The following is a 19,898-nucleotide window of genomic DNA, read 5'->3' as shown; positions in this document are numbered from 1 at the left end:
CTCATAGCAGACCGTATTTTTTTACCTGGTAGCGCAGGGTGTCGTAAGAGACCTGCAGCAGCCGGGCGGCCTGGGTCTGGTTGTTGTTGGTCCGCTCCAGGGCCTGGCGGATCAGCGTTTTTTCCACCTCCTCCAGAGAAATACCACTTTCCGGTAAAATGATGGCGGCATTCTTGCGCCGCTCCACCTGCGGCCGGCCAGCCTTGGCGGCATCATCCAGGTGCAGGTGCCGGGGCTCCACCTCGGCCACGTTCTCCAGCACCACGCAGTGCTCAATAACATTGCGTAACTCCCGTACATTGCCCGGCCAGGAATACTGCAAAATCGCCTTCTCCGCCGCCGGCGAAAAGCCCTTGATCTCTTTTTTCATATACTTGTGGGCGAAAAAGCCCAGGAAGAAACGGGCCAGCAGCAGGGCGTCCCCCTGTCGCTCGCGCAGGGGGGGCAGATGAATGCGGAAGGTGCTCAAACGGAAAAAGAGATCGCCGCGGAACCCTCCCTCGTCGACGGCGGCCTTGATATCCTTGTTGGTGGTGGCAATCACCGTGGTGTCCACCGGCAGATCAACACTTCCCCCCAACCGCCGCACTTTGCGCTCTTCCAGCACCCGCAGCAGCTTGGTCTGCAGATCCAGGCGCATGTCGCCGATCTCATCCAGCAGCAGGGTGCCGCCGGCGGCCAGCTCAAACACCCCTTTCTTATCGCTGCGGGCATCGGTGAAGGCTCCCCGGGCATAGCCGAAAAGCTCGCTCTCAATCAGATTTTCCGGCAACGCGGTGCAGTTGACGGCCAGAAAAGGCCCCCCTCCCCCTTCGTCAAGCCCCTCTTTCCAGGCATGAATCTGTCGCGCCAGTACTTCTTTGCCGGTGCCCGACTCCCCGGTAATCAAAATGGTCTCGGCCCCGGCCTGGGCCAGTTTACGCGCCTTTTCCAGAATTTCCAGAATCACCGGCGACTCGCCGACAAACTGCTTTTCCGGGGAGCGCCCGCGGTCGCGCAGGTAATCCACCTCCTCCCGCAACCGGATGGCCTCGATGATCTTGCTGGTGGTTATTTTTACCTCATCGATATTGAACGGCTTGGTGAAGTAATCCGCCGCCCCCAGCTTCATCGCCCGAATCGCCGACTCCGCCGAATCATCGGCGGTAAGCATGACCACCTCCCCGCTCAACCCCTCTCCCTTAACCGCCTGCAAAATATCCAGGCCGCTCATTTGGTCGTCGATATCGATATCGAGAAAAATCACATCGGGATGCCAGCGGGCGATATTGGCCACCACATCCTCACTGGACGTCTGGCAATTGACCTCGTAGCCTTCATTCTTCAGGGCCCTGGCCAGCATGGTCAGGATCAGCTCGTCGTCATCGACGGCAAAGATACGTCCTCGGGTTTTCATGCCGCTGCCTCCTCGGGCTGCTCCTGGTGATGAACGGGAAAGGCCACGATAAAGGTGCTTCCCTCGCCCGGGGAACTGACCACCTGGATTTCGCCGCCGTGCAGTTCCACCAGCCGCTTACAGATCGCTAGCCCCAGGCCGCTGCCCCGGTGCTTGTTGGAGTAAAAGGGCTGAAAAATCCGGGCGCAGGTTTCCGCCGTCATGCCCTTGCCGTTGTCGCTTACCTCGACCACCACCTTACCGTCTTCACTGGTTTTGCTGGTGACGGCAACAACCCCCTCATCGCTGATCGCCTCGATGGCGTTGAGCAGCAGGTTGAGAAAAATCTGCTGCACCTGGGAGGCGTCAGCCCGAATCAGCGGCAGCCCGTCGGCCAGGTGGCGCTCAAAACGGACGCGACGACGACCGTTTACTTTGTGTTCCGGGGCCTTAAGCAGCATCTCGCTGTTTTTCAGGCAGCTTTCCAGCTGCGCATTGAGATCGACCGGGGCAAACTCCGGCTTGGGCGGGCGGGCATAGTTGAGCAAGTTGCGCAGCAGGTTTTCGATCCGCTGCACCTCGCTGACAATGCGGTGAAATATCTCCTTATCCTGCTGGGATATATCCAATTCGTTGCTCAGCACCTCCATGGAGACCTTGATTCCCGCCAGGGGGTTTTTGATCTCGTGGGCCAGGCCGGCGGCCATCTGGCCCACCACGGCTAACTGGCGGGAGCGCAACAGGGCCTCTTCGGTCTGCACCCGGTGGGTGATATCGCGGACAAACACCAGCCCAAAGCGGTTGTCCCGCAGCGCCACCAGGCCGGCGCTGAATTCAACCGAGAAAACCGTGTCATCCTGGCGCCGATGCTCGCTCCTGGCCTCGACCCTTTCGCCGGCCAGCAGCCGCTCAAAAAAGTCCTCCTTGGTTTCCACGGCCTTATCCGGTGATGCCGCCAACCCCGGAAAATGCAGACCGGCCATCTCCGCTGCGGCGTAACCGTACATGGCCGCCGCCGCCTGATTGGCCGCCACAATGCAGTTTCGTTTGTCATCATCGGCCTGGAGAATAAAAATAGCGTCGGCGGCGGATTCGAAAAGAATCTTGTAACGGCTCTCGGCGGCAACCACTTGCTCCCGCTGTTGCTGCAGGGAAACGGTCATCCCGTTGAAGGCCTCCGCCAACTCTCCGAACTCGTCGGGCAGCGGCTCGGCGATGGTGTAGGCCAAGTCACCTTCCCGGATTCTGCCGGTCGCCCTGGTCAGAGCCGAGATGGAGGAGGTGAAACGCCGGAGGAAAAAAAAGATCACCAGCAGGGCCGCCAGCGGCCCGACAATAACCATCCCCTGCAACAGTTTTTTGGCCTGGCCGATCTCTTTCCGGGTTTCGGCCAACTGGCCGGGGATCCGGTGGCCGGTCTCACTGGCCATGCGGCCCACCATCTCATAAAGCTCCTCGCCACTGGCAAAAGCATCCCCCACCGCGACCCTGATTCGATCGGGATTGGCCCGAATAGTATAGACCCGGCTCAACTTTTTAAGATAGTCGTCAATCTGGTCCCGCAGAATATAAAACCCTGCCCCCACCCTCGGCGGATGATGGCAGTTGACACAGTTTTCCGCCGCCGTCCGGATAGCCTCGCCATGAATGATGATGCTGTGAATTTCCCCGACATGGGGGGATTCGGCCAGCAGCAGGTGCGCCTGGACCAGCTTGACTTTGTTGAGCAGATCCGTTCGCCGATGGGTCGCTTCACTGAGTTTGAAAATCTCCTCAAGGTTCCAGATGACCCGGTTGTGGGAAGAGATGATGTGGGCCCCGCCGCCGGCAAAAAAGAGGGCCAAAAGAATAAAACCGATGATCGCCTTGTTTCTCATTTTTCCTGGTAATCGGCCAGGTTCAACCCAACGGCCCGGGCGTAAACGAACACCGGCTGGTAATCCTCCCTGCCGGTGGCCAGAAAGCGCACCGCCCCGAACTCTTCCAGGGCCTTAATTCCGGCCGGGGTTTCGTGCATGGTCAGCAGCGCCTGCTTAAGCCGCTCCTGCAACTCCTGGTCCAGGTCCCCCCTCACACTCAGGGTATTGCTGGGCACCGGCGGCGAAACCGCCAGGATCTCCAACTCTTCCCGCACCCGCGGCTCCTGTTGCGCCACCATATCGAAAACCAGGTCCTTGGCAGCGCCGATATCGGCCCTGCCCTCCAGCACATCCCGGATCGAATCCTCGTGGCTGCCGCTGAAATAGGCTTCTTTAAACCAGTCGTCCTCGAAGGGAATGCCATGATCGTGAAAGTAGTGCAGGGGCAGCAGCCAGCCGGCGGTGGTGGCCGGATCGACAAATACGCAGACCTTGCCTTTAGTGTCGGCGGCGGAACGAATGCCGCTGTCCTTACGGACGAAGATCATCCCGTAATAGGTGGAAACACCGTCGGGGTACTGCGGCCGGGCCAGCGGCACCACCCCCAGGGTCTCAATGGCCCAAGCCCCGGTGAAGCTGCCCAGAAAGGCCCCGTCCAACTGCTTGCGGCGGAAGTGTTCCATCACGTTGCCGTAGCGGCGGATAATCTTTAGTTCGATCTCGGTGCCGGTGGCGGCGGCCAGGTATTCGGCGATGGGGGTGTAGCGGCGGCGCTGAACAAAGACGTCCTGTTCGGGCAGCAGCCCAATACTGAGACGCACCGGCCCGGCGGGGGCGACAGGCGTTGGGGCGTCGGTCGTCCCGCCCCGGCGATCATCACCGCAGGCCGCAAGCAGGGCCAGCAGCACCAGAAGGGGTACAATTTGGTATCGGCAGAGACGCTCGAAGAAACGTTCCATTAACCCTTACCCCTTTCCAGTCGGCGCTCAATACGACGACCTGCCGTTTCACCATTTTGGTTTTTAACTGAACTTTTACAACCTTTACTTTTGTTCAATCTAAGGCGCCAAATAACGGCTGTCAACAAGAAAGAAAACGACCGGCAGGGGTACCTGGCCGATACTGGTAAAAATACCACACAGAAGAAAAACACCCCCCTCAGAAACGCCCAAAAAAGCGGTCACTGTGTCGTGAATGGGGATACTCCCAAATCGATTTGGCCAAATTCCCATCTTTCTCGGCCAACACTTTGTCGGTACTTCAGGGTTCCCCCTTGAGTTTACTCCTGCACAGTAACATTGCAGCAGCGCAACCGCCGGCGCCATCTCATGGCACATTTATTGCAGTAATTTTTACATAGACGCTACAAAAATTTGTCATAAACATGCGGCCTAATGCCTCCAGTTTTAAGACCTTAGGCCATAAATCTTGCACTTTTAACAGTAACCGTAATCGTAAGGAAGGCCCCCATGACAATCCGCCACTTCAAGCTGACCCTGCTTAGCATCATTTTACTGGGATGGGCACTGCCTGCTGCCGGCGGCGGTCTGGTCGGCCAGTGCGCCGACTGCCACACCATGCATAACAGCGAGCAGGGAGCACCGGTGGCCCGGGTCGGCACGGAAGGGGCCATCAGCGACACCCCCCTGCAGAACCTGCTGCGAATGGACTGCATCGCCTGCCATGCCCAGGGCTCCGGCGAACGTATCGTCTCTCTGCCCGGCGGCAGCAAAGTGCCCCAGGTTTACCACAATGACCCCGCAGGCGATCTGGCTGCCGGCAATTTCGCATACATCTCCGGCACCAAGGATGGCCATCAGGGCAGTTTCGGCAACCGCAAGGGGCACAACGTGGTGGATGTGGTCAACGCCGACAGCGAGTTGGCCTACCCTCCCGGTTTCCGCCACGCCGGCTCCGGCGGCATTGGCGCTTTTTCCGTGGAAGCCTTCACCTGCGCCGGCTCCATGGGCTGCCACGGCTTTCGTGGCCAGCTTCTGGCGGTTGAGGAACAGGATTGCGACCCCGTTGACCCGGACTGCGTGTCGAGCCTTAACATTTACCGTACCGGCCTTAATGCCTTAAGCGGATATGAAGGGGAGGGCAACCTTAAGCGTGGAGCCCATCACAGCAATTTTGAAGGCCTCAAAATGGGGCAAACCTCGCCGGAGTTTGAAGAGAACCCCTTGGCCGGCAGTTACCGTTTTCTCCATTCAGTAAGGGGCCTGGGCAACGAGCAGGATCGCTGGCAGAATATTGATGAGAACAGCCACAACGAATATTTTGGCATCGAAGAGCGAACAACGAATTTCAACACATCCAACTGCAATGCTTGCCATTTCGGCGGCACTGTGTCTGCGACCTATTCCCGTATCTATTCACCATGGCGGACCACCACCGGTTTCTGCCTGACCTGTCACGGCAACTTCCACTCAACCGGCATGGCGGGCCCGGGCAATGGCAGCAGCGGCGCCTTCCTACGCCATCCCTCCGATTACGTGATCCCCGACGCAGGCGAATATGCCGTCTACACGGCCTATAATGTTACCGCCCCGGTGGCCCGGCCGCTGGCCTTCTTCACCGAGGGCACAGGACCCAGCGCCGAGGTAAGCCCCGGCGAAGACATGGTGATGTGCCTCTCCTGCCACCAGGCCCACGCCACTCCCTACGACGGCATGCTCCGTTTTGACTACAACGCGATGGTGGCCGGCGGCAACACCGAACAGGTGGGCTGCCTGGCCTGCCACACCGTCAAAGGGGTGCCGGTGGCGGAGCGTTGAGCTCTTGCTGAACAGCTGGCTTGACAGCCCGTGACAAAGGCCGGGGTGGCTTTTGTCACGGGCTGTCAAGCTTCCTCCCGCTTCCTTCCGCTTCCTCTCTATAATAATGATGGCCTTTACAAAAAAGCAGCAGGCCTTTGTTGATATCTGGTGAAATCACCGGAGTTGGAAATAACCCCAAACCGATTTAGGCAAAATCCTCAACCCCCACCCCCGGCGGCCGGGGAACAAAGCCGACAACCAAGACAACCTGCCGAATTTATTGCATAAAAAAATTTACATTAAATTTGGCACGCCGTTTGCTACTACACCCTGGGCAAGTTGTAAGGTCGCCGGCCACTGTGGCCGGCCTATGAAGATCCTCTGATAAGGGTAAACCCATCGTAAGGTGGGGACACAAAGCCAACGGGTCCTGGAGCACAGGACGGCCGGGTTGCCGGAGAAAACGGAACTTTTTCGGAGGAGAGAAAATGAAAAAGAATCTACTGAAAAGTGCGGTACTGGCCGGCGCAGCCCTGCTGCTGCTCCCGGCGGCGGCCGCCGCCACCGGCATTATCGGCCAGTGCGCCGACTGCCACACCATGCACAACAGTGAGCAGGGCCAGCAAGTGGCGGTGCGCGGTTTGGGCGGCGAGGAAACCGGCGGCGGGGCGATCATGAACCTGCTGCGGATGGACTGCATCGCCTGCCACGCCCAGGATCCCAGTGGGCCGAAAATCGCCGTGCTGGACGGCGGCAGCGCCGTACCCCAGGTTTACCACGGCGACACCACCGACCTGGCCGGCGGCAACTTCCGCCACCTGGCCGAGGGCGGTGCCCGCAAGGGCCACAATGTGGTTGACCTGTTTGACACCGACCCCCAGAACAGCGGCAACGCCCCCGGCGATCTCCGCAACATGACCCAAGGCCATAACTTCGAGATGCTGACCTGCGCCGGCGCCAAGGGCTGCCACGGCACCCGCTCCCAGGCCTTGCAGAGTTACCAAGATGGTGAAGACAACATCACCATCGAACGGGTGGGCATTGCCGCCGTCTCCGGCGCCCATCACCAGAGCTTTGACGGCGCCAAGGAACCGGAGCAGATTGGCGCCGGCGAAGGTTTTCACGACGGCACTCACCTGGCCTCCAGCTACCGCTTCCTCCGCGGCCTCAAGGGCTACGGCAACGAAACCGACCGCTGGCAAAACGTCAATGCCGGAAGTCACAACGAGTACTACGGTTCCACTAACACCATCGGCAGCGATACCGCCACCGGCTGCAACCGCTGCCATGTTCCCCAGGCTGGATATGACGGCAGCCAGGGTCGGAGCGCCCGCTTTGCCCTCGAGTCCACCATCGCCATTCCCAACCAGAGCATGAGCGGCCTCTGCATCACCTGCCACGGCAACTTCCACTCTTCGGGTGGCGGCGATATCGCCTCCAACGGGGCCAGCGGCGCCTTCCTCCGCCATCCATCCGATTACGTGATTCCCAATCGGGGCGAATACGCCGCTTACACCGAGTATAACATCACCGCCCCGGTGGCCCGGCCGACCCTCTATACCGAGGCCAGCAGCAACGTAACCGCCGGCACCGATATGGTCATGTGCCTCTCCTGCCATCAGGCCCATGCCACCCCGTATGACGGCATGCTGCGCTTTGACTATGCCGATATGGTGGCCGGCGACTTCGACAGCAGCGGCGGTCTGGTGGGCTGCATGGCTTGCCACACCACCAAGGGTGATGCAGGCGGCCTGAAAGCCCACACTCCGGGTGATGGTTTCTAATCCGGCCTGATTGCACTTACCTGCAAACCGAAAACTTAACCGACCGGCGGCCCGGGGCACTCTGCTCCGGCCGCCGGTTGCCGCTTTTTTATCGCCCAATGCAGGACCATGATCTGCTATCGTTTGATAATTTGTAGTGCAAACCGGCTCCGCTTCCGCTATAGCAATGGAGAATCGTGATTATGCGCCGACGCCTGATCAGCGGGCGGCAGGCCACTCCGCAGGAGAACCGGATTTGCCGATCCCGCACCCGCGACCCAGAACCAGTGAGCGGCATCGCCGCTGCAACCGCCGAACGGCGGTACTGCTGTTTCTGCTGGCGGCCATCGCCTGGCCGCAACCGGTCGAGGCGGTCGATTTCACCGCCTACTGGGAGCACCGGGCCCGCGGCGGCGAAGAACTGGAGACCCAGCACTCTTACGTGCAGCGTTACACCCTGGGGGCCGGCACCGGCCTTACCCTGCAGCCCACCCACGCCATCTCCGCCGGAGCCAACGTGAGCTACAGCCGCCGAGATCATGATACGAGTGACGGCATGACCAGCCAGGAACAGATCACCCCGTCGGCCAGCCTGTACCTGAGCAACGACATTTTCCGCACCGGGCTGACCGCCACCGCCACCGAGAGCCGCGGCGATGCCGTCAGCACCAGCCGCTCCGATTCCTGGGACGCCAGCCTGGCCAGCAACTGGCGGGAACCTTACTGGCCGCGACTGAATTTCACCTACGGGGAGAGTACCGGCGAGCAACAGAGCCGGGAAGACGCCAAAGATAAAACCCGCCGTTACGGCTTCAACCTGGACTGGGATCTGCAAGCGGCGGAGCTCTTTTACGGCTACACCGCCACCCGCAGCAGCGGCCTGGCCCTGGACGACAGCCGCAGCGAATCTCACTTGCTGCGCCTGGAAACCGGCGCCGCGCTCTGGCACAACCGCCTTAATTTCCAGGTTTCACAGCAGTTTCAGCAAACCGATACCAGCCTGGCCATCCGGGCGGACGCCGACGATTCTTTCGCCCTGCCGCTGGACCCCGGCAACCTGCTGGGCCGGACCGACCCCGATGAGCCGCCGACAATTCAGGAAATCGAGTGGCGCAGCCAGTTGCCGCTGACCCTGGAAACGGAACACTGGGGCCACTTCGGGGTCGGCTTCGATTTCAGCCGCCAGGTGGACCGGCTGATCATCGAGCTTGACGAAGAGATGGAACTGGTTCCCAGCGGGATTAACGAGATGGCGTGGACCCTCTACACCGCCGGGCCCGGCGACGCCTTCTGGACCGCCGTCGGCCCGGTCCCAGCCGTTTTTGACCAGGAACGGCTGCTGCTGGAACTGGAGGTGGAGCGGGAGGTTTATGCCATGAAGGTGGTGGCCCGAAATACCACCGGCGGCGAACTGGAGATCACCGCGGTCCGGGCGGTGGAGCTGATCACCGAAGACAGCGATCTTGACACCCGCAGCACCAGCCACCGTACCGAACTGGGGCTGCGGGCCCGGCTTACCCCCACCTTGATTGCCACCACCCGGCTGAGCCTGGACCAGGCCGAAAGCACAAGCGACGGCACCAGCCGGGACACCACCCGCCGCCGGGTAAGCGGCAACCTCAACTGGAGCCCCCACCGTTACCTGCGCCCCTCCATGGGGTTCAGCGAAACTCGCCAGGAACAGAGCGGCACCCCCGACGCTATCAGCCGCAGCTATTCCCTGGTGCTGGCCTCCACCCCGCTGCCGACCCTCAATGTTTCCCTGGGGGCTCGTTTTACCGACAATTATCTCGATAACCGCCTGATCTCCACCAGCGACAATTACAGCTTAAACACCAGCGCCCAGCTTTACCCCGATCTCACCGCCGGGCTCAACGCCGGCTTTACCCGCAATGTCCGGGAGCAGCTCGACGGCTCCGCCGCCGCCCTCACCGACAGCTACCATACCCGGCTGACCTTGAACGCCCGGCTGCGGCCCAGCCTTACCGCCGATTTCACCGGCAGTTACCGGGAGAGCGAGACCACCACCATCACTTCCCCCCGCCGGGAAACAAGCCGCAGCAGCAGTACCGGCAGCACCGTCAACCTGGGCTGGCGCCCCTCCGACCTGCTCAACATCCGCCTGGGTCACGCCCGGGACTGGGACCAGCACCAGGACACTTACAACGGTACGCTCAACATGGCCCTGGTGCGTACCCCCGTTACCCGCTTAAATCTTCGTTATGCCGCCACCCGCAGTGACCGGACCTCCCAGCGCTACGGCCTGGACGGCAGTTGGGATATCAGCCGCAATCTGGTGCTGCGCAGCCGCTTTAACTACCAGGTAGCCGAGCACCACCTCTGGAACATCCAGAGTTCGCTTTCTCTGCGGCTGTAGCGCGGGCCATGAAAAAGAACAATGTGGGGCCAACAGGGGCAAGAAATAGATTGCCAGCGGCGATGGTTAAATTTATGTTAAGTTTAAGGTGATAAGCGATGCGAACGAAACTTGCGGTCCTGCTCATCCTGCTGCTGGTCACGGCCGGTTGCGGCTCCCGGCAAATCTCCCATGAATCATTCATGCGCGAAGGGGTCAGCCTGGCCTACGTGCAGCGGGTGGCGGTGCTGCCCCTGGAAAACCTGGGCGGCGGCGCCGGCCAGGCGGAACGGGTGCGGGAGATTGTGATCACTCAGGTCCTGGCCTCCGGCCTCTTCGACGTGGCCGACAAGGGCCGGGTGGACAGCGTCTTGCGCGAGGAAGCAATCGCCCCCGGCGCCGCCATCGAGGACGCCACTTTGCGCCGCCTGGGGCAAACCCTGGGGACGGAGGCCTTTATCCTGGGCTCGGTGGAGCAGGGCACCGAAAGCCGCGGTGGCGCCGCCTACCCGGAAATCAACCTGACCCTGCGGCTGGTGGACAGCGAATCCGGTCTGATTCTGTGGCAGGCCAGCGGCCGGGGCAGCGGTTACTCAGTCAGCGATCGCCTGTTCGGCACGACCCCCAAAAGCGCCTTCCAGGTTACCCTGGAACTGGTCAACAGCCTGCTGCGCTCCATGCATTAACAGCGAATGGTAACCGGCATGAGCGTTAACCCCGCAATAACCGCAAGCAGCCGCAAGCACCGACGCCCCTGGCTGCTCTGCGGCGGCGTGCTGACCATCAGCCTGATGCTGGTGCTGAGCTGGCCGGCCCCGCCGCCGGCCGCGGCGGCCCCCCTGCCGCCGGTGGCGGTTTTCCCTTTACAGGAACTGAAACGTGACGGCAGCGACGTCAACCTGGAGTTCACCAACTGGCTGGCGCAGACCCTGGCGGCGGCCGGCAACGAGATCATCGACCAGCGGACGGTGATCAACTTCATGGCCTTCAACCGGATCCGCACCGCCGGTTATCTCGAGTCCTTTTACTTGCACCGGGCCGGGGAGGAACTGGGAGTGCCGCTGGTGCTGCTGGGCACGGTGAGCCAACTCCGGGAACAGCCGCTGCCGTCCCTGGGGCTGACCCTGCAGTTGGTGCGAACCAGCGACGCCCGCACCATCTGGTCTTATGTCGGCCACCTCAGCGCCGCCGACGTGCGCCGGCCGCTGGCCGTCGGCGAACCCGGCTCGGTGGCCGAACTGCGCGCCCTGCTGGCCCGCGACCTGCTGGAACAGTGGCCGTGGGCACAGATCCGGGAGTTGCGGCGGGCTTCGATGATCCATCTTGATTCGGTTCTCCTGCAGCCCCAGTATGTCCGCCCCGGCGAGGAGGTGCAGGTGCAGGTGCGGCTGCGCAGCGAATGGCTGCCCCACAGCGCACCCCGGATCTTTTTTCTGGCCGACGATCAGGTTCACGCCGCCGTCCGCCACCAGGACGGCAGTTACCGCGCCAGTTGGCCGGCCGGCGACAAAGACGGCCGTTTCCCGGTGAACCTGATGCTGGAATGGACCCACTACAACCGCCGCGAAACCGCCGCCCTGGGCGCCTACCTGGTGGATGGCAGCCCGCCCCTGCTGACCCTGGAACTCAAAGGGGAAATCAATGGGGACGAAACGCCCATGTTCCGCAATCGCCTGCTGATCCAACCCCGCCTGCTGGTACCCAAACCCCTGGCCAAGTGGCGCCTCTCCTTTGAAGATGAAAGCGGGCATACGGTGGGCTCCATGGAGCAGCCCGGCAACCTGCCGGAGGTTTTGGTCTGGCAAGGCATGGGCAACGAAGGCCGCCTTTACAGCGGAACCTACCAGGTGGTGGTGGAAGTGCAGGATCTGGCCGGCAATCGGCAGCGGGTGAGCCAACCGGTGGAGTTGCAGCGCAGCACCCCCGGGGTGGCGCTCAGCGCCGCTCGCGAAGAACAGGAAATCATGGTGGACCTGCGGCAGCATGACGGGCGGGTACCGCTGGATTTCTGGCGCCTGGAAACCTGGACCCGGGAAGGGCGGCTGCTTAAAACCGCCGAGGGCAGGGAGTTGCCGGCCCGGGTTGAGCTCGCTCTGCCTTCGGCCGAGGCCGGGGAAGCGGGCGCGGAGATTCAGGGGCGGCTGGTGGTTCGAGACGTTCTCGGCAACCAGAGCCGCCGTGATCTGAACGACTTTTTCCGCACCGCCGCCGGCAGGCCGCCGGCCCAGGAAGCAGAAGAGCAACCGGCGGGAATGTCTGAAAGCTGGGTGGACGAATTTTGAGCGCCGGCCTGCCGCGGATAACCGGGACCGGCCGGCGGCGATCATTGCTGCTTTTACTGTTTTTGCTGCTTTTGCCGCCGATCACCGGTTGCGGCGGCCCACGGCCATACAGCCAGCAACTGCGGGCCCTGCCCCCGGAGCCCATCTGCCGGGTGGCGGTGTTGCCCTTTGCCAATCACAGCGATTATCCCCTGGCCGGCGCCGTGGCGCACCAAGTTTTCAGCGCGCAACTGCAACAAACCGCCGGCTACCAGGTGGCCCAGGAAGGCGATGTGCGCAAGGCTTACCAGCAGTTACGAATCTTTCCGGGGCAGCAACCTACCCCGGAGCAGATGCGGATTCTGGCCGACCGCCTGCGGGTGCAACTGCTTTTTACCGGCACCGTGGTGGAAATGCGGGAAACTCCGGGCAACAACGCCCCGGCCAACCCGGTACTGGAGCTTGAATTACAGATCCGCGACGGCCGCGATGCGGTGGCCCTGTGGCACACCCACCATCGCCGCCAGGGCACCGATTACCGCACCGCCATGCATTTCGGCACCGTTCATACGGTTACCGGCCTGAGCCGCCAGGTGGCTCGGGAAATTATCAACCTCTGGCTAAAGGAAGGATTAACCCCATGCGATGCTTCACCTCAATATTAACGTTCTCCTCCCGGCCGGCGGAAGCCCCGGTCAAATGGTTGCTCCTGCTGCTGCTGCTCACCGCCCTGCTGCTGCCCGCCCGCCCCGCTGCCGCCTGGTGGTGGCCCTTTGGCGGCGACACCCTGCTGACCATCGACGGGGTCGAGTACAGCACGGAAGACTTCAAGGGCTGGTGGCAATACTGGAACGATGAAGGGCTGGCGGTGCCGCCCACTCCGGACCTGTACATCGACTGGCTGCTGCTGGTGCGGGAAGCGGAGAGGATGGAACTGGCCGGCGACCCTTCCTTCCAACGCCAGACCAGGGTTTTTCTTACCTCCCGGGCCCTGCTGATGCTCAAAAATGAGGCGGTCAACAGCCGGATCAAGGTCACCGAGGCCGACCTCAAGGCCCAATATGAAAAGGAGTACCTTCCACGCTGGCAGGTGGAGCGCCTCCACTTCCGCAACGCCGAGGAAGCGGTCGCCGCCTGGGAGGAACTCCAGGCCGGCAACCTGACGGTGGCCGAACTGCTGGCCCGCGAGCCCGACGAAGGCGGACCGGTAACCCGCCAGGTTAACTGGCACCGCCCGCAGGGAATCGCTCCAGGCTGGGCGGAGATCTTCAACAACATGGAGAAGGGTGAGGTGGCGGACCCGGAAAAACACCACGGCGGGTTGATGCTTTTTCACCTGAAAGAGGTTAAGGGCGGCGACGCCGAAGATTTCCAGAGAATGCGAGAATCGCTGCACCGGGATGTCTGGAAAGAGCAGGAAGCGGCGCTGACCAGGCAACTGCTGGCCGAATTGCGCCGCAAATACCAGGTGGAAATTAACGAACAACGGCTGGCCGAACTGGATATCAACGCCCCCGATGATGCCTTCGGAGATGAAGTGCTGGTGGCCACCAGCCGCCAGAACCTGACCGAGCGGGACTTCATCGCCATGGTCCGGCGCGATATGACCATGCGCCCCGATGCGGCCCACGCCGCTTTTGATGAGGAAAAAGCAGCCGAAATCAAGGACCGGGTGGTGGACGGTTTTATTGCCCAAAGCCTGACCAACTGGGAATCTTTGGCCCGTGGCTACGAAAAAAGGGAGCCCTTTAAAGGGGAGTATGATTTCCATGTCAACCACCGGCTGAGCGTGACCCTGGAACGCCGGCTGTTTGCCGATCAAGTCAAGGTCGACGACGACATGGTCCGGCGCCACTACGAAGAAAACCTGGCCCACTTCTCGCGGCCGGCTCACGTTAGGCTTAACATCATCACCAACGACGAGGGTCCGGTAAACCAGGTCTGGGCCGAAGTGGTTGCCGGCAAAGAATTTTCACGAGCCGTGCAGGAACATTTCGGTCGGCGAATTCCCGGCCAGGAAGTGCCGATCAACCACCTGGACCCGCGCGTTCGGGGGGTGGTGGAAAAACTGGCCCCGGGTGAAACCAGCGCCCCTTTCGACGCCCAGGGCAGCCGGGTGGTGGTGCACCTGATCGACCGGGTTCCGGAAAATCCGCTGCCTTTCGAGCGGGTGGCGGGTAATATCCGCGACCGGCTGGTCCGGGAAAAGACTGCTCAGTTGCGCCAGAGCTATCTCGATCAGCTCCGCGCCCGCTCGCGAATTGAGATCAATGACCGCAACTGGCGCAATGTCCGCAATGAACTGGGAGGCGCACGATGAAACTGCAACTGATGCGTGAATTGGCCGGCCCGGCCCTGGCGGTTCTGCTGCTTTTAGGCCTGGCCTGGAGTTGTGTGCCCAGCGCCCCGCCGCCGGCCGCCGAGGTTCGCCGCGATTGTGCCGACTGCCACGCCGACATGGCGGCAGCTTACCAGACCGGGTTGGTACACACCCCGGTGCAACAGGAGAACTGCCGCGCCTGCCACCTGCCCCACGGTCTGGTGGGCACGGTGCTGATGCGGCACAACGAACCGGCCCTGTGCCTGCGCTGCCATGATGAGTTGCGGGTAGAGCGCGGCCAGCACGTACACCAACCGGTGGACCAGGGCCGCTGCAGCGACTGCCACCTGCCCCACAACTCGCCTTTTGCCATGCTGCTCAAGGCCGACGGCGCCGAATCCTGCTATGCCTGCCACGATCAGCAAATCTTCACCGGAAAACTGGTGCACCAGCCGGTAAGCGACGGCTGCATGACCTGCCATGACCCCCATGTGGCCGATTATCCCGGCCTGCTCAGCCAGGAGCGCGACCTGCTCTGCGCCTCCTGCCACGATCCCGCTGCCGCCGGATTCCGGAGCGCCCACCGGGATTACCCGGTCAACACCCATTGCATAGACTGCCACTCCCACCACAGTTCCGATCACCCCGGCCTGCTCAAAGCGGTGATCCACCAGCCGGTAACCGCCGGCGACTGCAATGCCTGCCACCAGGTGGAGGCCGGCAGCATCATCTCCCCGGCGCCCGAGGTCCAGCTCTGCCTGGACTGCCACGCCGAACTGCCGGAACAGTCACCACACCAGCCGGTAATGAGCGGCGACTGCCGGGCCTGCCACACCGTGCATGCCAGCGACCATGCCGCCCTGCTGGCCACCACCCCCGCCACCGTCTGCCTGGAATGCCATGACCAGGGCACCCCGCCCCGGGCGCGCAGTATCCACCAGCCGGCCGCCGAGGGCGAATGCATGGCCTGCCACCAGGGCCACACCGCCCCGGAAAGGGCCCTGCTGGTACAGGACTCTCCGCAGCTTTGTTTCTCCTGCCACGACCGGCAGCGGTACGCCGCCGAGGTTAAGAGCCATGCCCCGGCCCGGGAAGGCCAATGCCTGACCTGCCACGATGCTCACCATGCCGGGCAGGCCAACCTGCTGCCGGCAAGAGAAGCGGAACTCTGTTTTTCCTGCCATCGCCAGACCCAGGGTGAGCGGGGGCTGTTCAGTCTGCACCGCCCCTTCGGGCGGGGCGAATGCAGTTCCTGCCATAATCCCCATGGCGGCCAGCAGGACGGACTGCTCAAAGCCCAAACCGCAGGCGGCGAACTGTGCCTTACCTGCCATCAGCAGTTGACCGGCGAGCAGGCCAGGGAGGCCGCCCATCCGCCCTTTGCCGACGGCGACTGCATCACCTGCCACGCTCCTCATGGTGCCGGCCAGAGCCGGCTGATCCGGCAGCAACCCGGCCAGCTCTGCCTGACCTGCCACCAGGAGACCGGCGCCACCATCGCCCGTTACCCGGTGGCCCACCAACCGGCGGCGGAACAGCAATGCACCGCCTGCCACAGCGGCCACGGTTCCTCCCATGCCGGCCAGTTGCTGCGGGGCCAGCCGGCCCTGTGCCTGAACTGTCATGGCGAGGTGGCACGGCACTGGCGAGACGGCGCCCTGCATCCGCCGGCGGCCGGCAGTTGCACCACCTGCCACGACCCCCACGGCGGCAACCACACCAGCCTGATCAGCGGCGGCGGGACGGCTCTCTGCGCCCGCTGCCATGACCAGGAAACCGGACGCTTCTCGGAAGCCCACTGGGGGCTGACCCCGGGGCCGGACAGCTGTGTTTCCTGCCACGACCCCCACGGCGGACCGGAAAAGAACCTGCTCTATCCGGTGAGCCACGGCCCTTTTGCCCCCGGTAACTGCACGCCATGCCACGAAGGGAGGACAAGATAATGCACCGTTTGCGATTGCTATCATTAATCCTGCTGCCGGTGACAGCACTGTTGCTGTTGCCGGCGGCGGTCGGGGCCAGCCCGGGGGTGGCCGCCAAGGACTGTTTCGCCTGCCATGACCGGGCCGCCTTTGAGCAAAGGGTCCAGCACCAGCCGGTGGCCCAGAGAGAATGCAGCAGTTGCCACAACCCTCATGTGGCCCGCTTCCCCGGCCTGCTTCAACAGCAGGTTCACCTGCTCTGCTACCAGTGCCACCGCGACACCGCCGACGAACATCGTCAAAGCGGCATTCTTCACGGTCCGGTCCGGAACGGCGACTGCCTGAGTTGCCACGATCCGCACGCCGCCAGGCACGACTCCCTGCTTAAAGAACAGGGCGCGGCAAACTGTTTTTCCTGCCACAACGAACTGCCCCGGAGCTTCCCGTATACCCATCCCCCCTACCGTGACGGCCAGTGCGCTTCCTGCCACCAGTCCCACCGGGCGGAGCACCCTTACCTGCTGGTTCGGGAACAGTCCGAACTTTGCCTGAACTGCCACCAACCCCAGGAAATTCAGGCCCAGCACCCCAACTACCCGGTGCCGGTTAGCGGTTGCGTCAGTTGCCACAGCCCCCACGGCAGCCAACGCCAGGCCCTGATCCGCAATGTGCTGCACCGCTCCTACGCCAGCAATTGCGCCGACTGCCACCAGGGCAACCGGCCGGTTACCATTCACCGCTGCCTGGAGTGCCACCAGGATGTGGGACGGGAGATGTCCTCATCGCATAATCACCTGGTGCGTTACGGCGACAACAGTTGCGTGGCCTGCCACTCACCCCACGCCGGCGACCGGCCCGGTCTGCTCAAAGGCAAGGAACGCTACACCTGCGGCTCCTGCCACCAGGGCACCATTCACCGAGCCGAACAGGCCGAATACGCGCACCCCCTGTCCCGCCCCGACGCCAACGCCTGCAGCAACTGCCACAACTTGCACGGCTCCAACCATCCGGCCATGCTTAAGGCCCCGGTGAACACGGTATGCATCGACTGCCACACCGACCACGAGCAGTTTACCCACCCCATTGGGGAAACGGTGTTCGACCCGCGCACCGGCCAGATGATGACCTGTGCCAGTTGCCATTCCAGTATGGGCACAGCATACCGGAACCACTTGCGCTACAGCGGCACCCGGGATCTCTGCGTCCAATGCCACCGGGATCACTGAACCAGCAGAACAAGGACTTAACATGAGATCAACAAAGATGATAAAATTGGTTAAAATTCTGCCGCTTCTGGCCGCCCTGGCGTTTTTGCCGGGGGCGGCGGCGGCCCAAGAGGGGTCACCCTGGCAATGGCAGCTCAGCCTGCTGATCGACACGCCGGGGAATGCCATGTATATGCCTGCCGCCGTGGCCTTTGACCGGGAGAGCGAACGTTACTACGCGGTGGACACCGGCCGTAACCGGCTGGTGTCGTTCAACCGCCAGGGCGAGTTGCTGCGGGCCTTCACCGCCGACGACCGCCTGCAGGCCCCCTTCGACATGGTCCGACTGGACGACGGCCGCCTCTGGGTGGTGGAAAAAGGGCGCAACAGCCTCACTCTGATAGATATCGGCGCCCGCAAGGTCACTCCCCACACCCTGCATGACGGCGATCGGCTGGTCTTCCCCCACCGGATCGCCCTTGGCGAGGGCAAACTGCATGTGCTGGACCGGGCCAGCGGTCAGATCTTGCGGCTGAACGCCGACCTCGGAGTCGAACAGCGTTTCCGTTGCCGCGACTGCCTGGGGGGGATCAGCGATTTTGTGATCAGCAACGGCGAGATCTGGGCCCTGGAGACCCGGGATCGCAAGATCTACCGCTTTGCCGACGACGGAGCCATCAGCCAAACCATCTCCCTCGACCAGGAGGCCTCCTTCCCGGTCTCCCTGGCCCTGGATGGGGGCGGTTTTGTTTACGTGCTGGATCGTCAACGCAACAGTATTCTGACTTATGATGAAAACGGCCGTTTCCGCTACCGTTTTCTCGGGCCGGGCCATGCCCGGGGGCAGCTCCATTTCCCGCGCCAGTTGCGCTTCGACCCCTGGGGCAGGCTCTGCGTGGTGGACGAGGGCAACGGGCGGGTGGAGATTTACAGCCGCTGAGTTTGCAGCTTAAGGGGGAATATCCATGGGCATGCGCAAGGTACTGACACTGCTGTTCTTCCTCGGCTGCTGCGGGCTGGGAGCGGAACTGCTGCTGCCGAACGAAACACCGGCGGCGGTCACCGGAATATGCTCGAACTGCCACACCATGCACAACAGCCAACAGGGGCTGCCGGTGGCCTACACTCTGGACGGCTCCGGTCAGCCGATCCTCCGGGAAACCCCTTTCCCGCAACTGCTGAAAACCGACTGTGTCGGCTGTCATACCAATGCCGGTCCGGAAACCATAGTGCTTGAAGGAACAACCAGAATTCCCATTGTTTACAACCTCACCCAGCCCACCTATCCGCCCGACGGCTCCAGTGCCTCCACCCTGGCCGGGGGCAACTTTCACTGGCTCAGCCAGGGAGACTCCTTCGGCCACAATGTGCACGGTATCACCGGCCCGGACCCCCGCTTCAGCTTTGCTCCCGGCGGCAAAAGCCGCCCGGAGGGGTGCATGCACTGCCACGGCACCCTGGCCACTCCCCAGAGCGGCTGCCAAGGCTGCCATGTTCCCCATCACCACGCCGGCGGCCCCGGGGAAGTTGCCAAGCGCCAGGCGGGTTGGTACCGTTTTCTGGGCTCAGTGATGCAGGCGGCGGACGCCAAACCCAACCCGCCGCCGGAAGGGGTGATCGGCATCGAAGATCCCGACTGGGAACAAAACCCCGCCGCCGACCGGCACAATACTTACCAGGGGCATGGCGGAGGATATGTTAATTACCTGGAAAGCGGATCCATCAGCCAGAAGTGCGCAGGCTGCCACGGTATTTTTCATGCCGGCACCGCCGCCGACAGCGCCTGGATCCGCCACCCCGTCGATCATACCATTCCTGACACCGGCGAGTTTGCCGATTTCACCCTCTACAACCCCATGGTACCGGTGGCCCGGCCCGGCGTGGAAGCCATCGACGCAAATTTCTCGGCCGTTGACCACAACTCCGATATGGTCTCATGTGTCTCCTGTCATCGCCCCCACGGCTCCCCCTACCCGGCCCTGCTGCGCTGGGGCTACCGTGACTGGCCCGGAACCGACTCGCATACCGGGGAGGCAGCCTTCAACGGCTGCGCCGTTTGCCACACCGCCAAGGATTAA

The 19,898-nt window shown here is 62.5% G+C and carries 14 protein-coding genes and 1 riboswitch; of the genes, 11 read left to right on the top strand and 3 right to left on the bottom strand.

Annotated elements, in window-relative coordinates:
- Window position 1: 1 nt before the first annotated feature.
- The 3 genes from DAAHT2_RS02070 to DAAHT2_RS02060 are packed head-to-tail and all read right to left on the bottom strand — an operon-like array spanning window position 2 to window position 4,193.
- Complete coding sequence (locus tag DAAHT2_RS02070) at window positions 2-1,396, bottom strand: sigma-54-dependent transcriptional regulator (RefSeq protein ID WP_013162644.1); 1,395 nt, start codon at window positions 1,394-1,396, stop codon at window positions 2-4.
- The gene (locus tag DAAHT2_RS02065) at window positions 1,393-3,252 is read right to left on the bottom strand and encodes a sensor histidine kinase (RefSeq protein WP_013162643.1); all 1,860 of its coding nucleotides are present in this window, start codon (window positions 3,250-3,252) and stop codon (window positions 1,393-1,395) included. The genes DAAHT2_RS02070 and DAAHT2_RS02065 overlap by 4 nt, the downstream gene beginning before the upstream one ends.
- Window positions 3,249-4,193 (bottom strand): phosphate/phosphite/phosphonate ABC transporter substrate-binding protein, encoded by a 945-nt coding sequence (locus DAAHT2_RS02060; protein ID WP_013162642.1) that lies wholly within the window; start codon window positions 4,191-4,193, stop codon window positions 3,249-3,251. The genes DAAHT2_RS02065 and DAAHT2_RS02060 overlap by 4 nt, the downstream gene beginning before the upstream one ends.
- Window positions 4,194-4,703: 510 nt before the next feature.
- Between DAAHT2_RS02060 and DAAHT2_RS02055 the strand changes: the two genes are divergently transcribed.
- The 11 genes from DAAHT2_RS02055 (at window position 4,704) to DAAHT2_RS02005 (ending at window position 19,898) form a co-directional block, all read left to right on the top strand.
- A complete protein-coding gene (locus tag DAAHT2_RS02055) occupies window positions 4,704-6,011 on the top strand; it encodes a cytochrome c3 family protein (RefSeq protein WP_013162641.1) in 1,308 nt (435 codons plus the stop codon).
- 361 nt (window positions 6,012-6,372) lie between these two features.
- Window positions 6,373-6,452, top strand: a riboswitch (cyclic di-GMP riboswitch).
- Between the two features lie 29 nt (window positions 6,453-6,481).
- A complete protein-coding gene (locus DAAHT2_RS02050) occupies window positions 6,482-7,777 on the top strand; it encodes a hypothetical protein (RefSeq protein ID WP_013162640.1) in 1,296 nt (431 codons plus the stop codon).
- 235 nt (window positions 7,778-8,012) lie between these two features.
- Window positions 8,013-10,133 carry a hypothetical protein gene (locus DAAHT2_RS02045; RefSeq protein ID WP_013162639.1) on the top strand — a complete coding sequence of 707 codons (2,121 nt, stop codon included), beginning with the start codon at window positions 8,013-8,015 and terminating at the stop codon, window positions 10,131-10,133.
- A gap of 98 nt (window positions 10,134-10,231) precedes the next feature.
- Complete coding sequence (locus DAAHT2_RS02040; protein ID WP_013162638.1) at window positions 10,232-10,798, top strand: LpoB-related protein; 567 nt, start codon at window positions 10,232-10,234, stop codon at window positions 10,796-10,798.
- An 18-nt stretch (window positions 10,799-10,816) separates the two neighbouring features.
- Window positions 10,817-12,394, top strand: coding sequence for a hypothetical protein (locus DAAHT2_RS02035; protein WP_041718772.1), 1,578 nt, complete (start codon window positions 10,817-10,819; stop codon window positions 12,392-12,394).
- Window positions 12,391-13,038 (top strand): hypothetical protein, encoded by a 648-nt coding sequence (locus tag DAAHT2_RS02030; protein WP_013162636.1) that lies wholly within the window; start codon window positions 12,391-12,393, stop codon window positions 13,036-13,038. The genes DAAHT2_RS02035 and DAAHT2_RS02030 overlap by 4 nt, the downstream gene beginning before the upstream one ends.
- The gene (locus DAAHT2_RS02025) at window positions 13,014-14,693 is read left to right on the top strand and encodes a peptidyl-prolyl cis-trans isomerase (RefSeq protein WP_013162635.1); all 1,680 of its coding nucleotides are present in this window, start codon (window positions 13,014-13,016) and stop codon (window positions 14,691-14,693) included. Before DAAHT2_RS02030 ends, DAAHT2_RS02025 begins: the two co-directional genes overlap by 25 nt.
- The gene (locus DAAHT2_RS02020) at window positions 14,690-16,636 is read left to right on the top strand and encodes a cytochrome c3 family protein (protein ID WP_013162634.1); all 1,947 of its coding nucleotides are present in this window, start codon (window positions 14,690-14,692) and stop codon (window positions 16,634-16,636) included. Before DAAHT2_RS02025 ends, DAAHT2_RS02020 begins: the two co-directional genes overlap by 4 nt.
- Complete coding sequence (locus tag DAAHT2_RS02015; protein ID WP_013162633.1) at window positions 16,636-17,841, top strand: cytochrome c3 family protein; 1,206 nt, start codon at window positions 16,636-16,638, stop codon at window positions 17,839-17,841. Before DAAHT2_RS02020 ends, DAAHT2_RS02015 begins: the two co-directional genes overlap by 1 nt.
- 37 nt (window positions 17,842-17,878) lie before the next feature.
- Window positions 17,879-18,760, top strand: coding sequence for an NHL repeat-containing protein (locus DAAHT2_RS02010; protein WP_041718770.1), 882 nt, complete (start codon window positions 17,879-17,881; stop codon window positions 18,758-18,760).
- Between the two features lie 25 nt (window positions 18,761-18,785).
- Window positions 18,786-19,898 (top strand): cytochrome c3 family protein, encoded by a 1,113-nt coding sequence (locus tag DAAHT2_RS02005; RefSeq protein ID WP_013162631.1) that lies wholly within the window; start codon window positions 18,786-18,788, stop codon window positions 19,896-19,898.

The organism is Desulfurivibrio alkaliphilus AHT 2, assembly GCF_000092205.1.
In the GTDB taxonomy this organism is placed as follows: domain Bacteria; phylum Desulfobacterota; class Desulfobulbia; order Desulfobulbales; family Desulfurivibrionaceae; genus Desulfurivibrio; species Desulfurivibrio alkaliphilus.
Note: the sequence above shows the minus strand (reverse complement) of the source record. Positions and strands in the feature narration are given on the sequence as shown.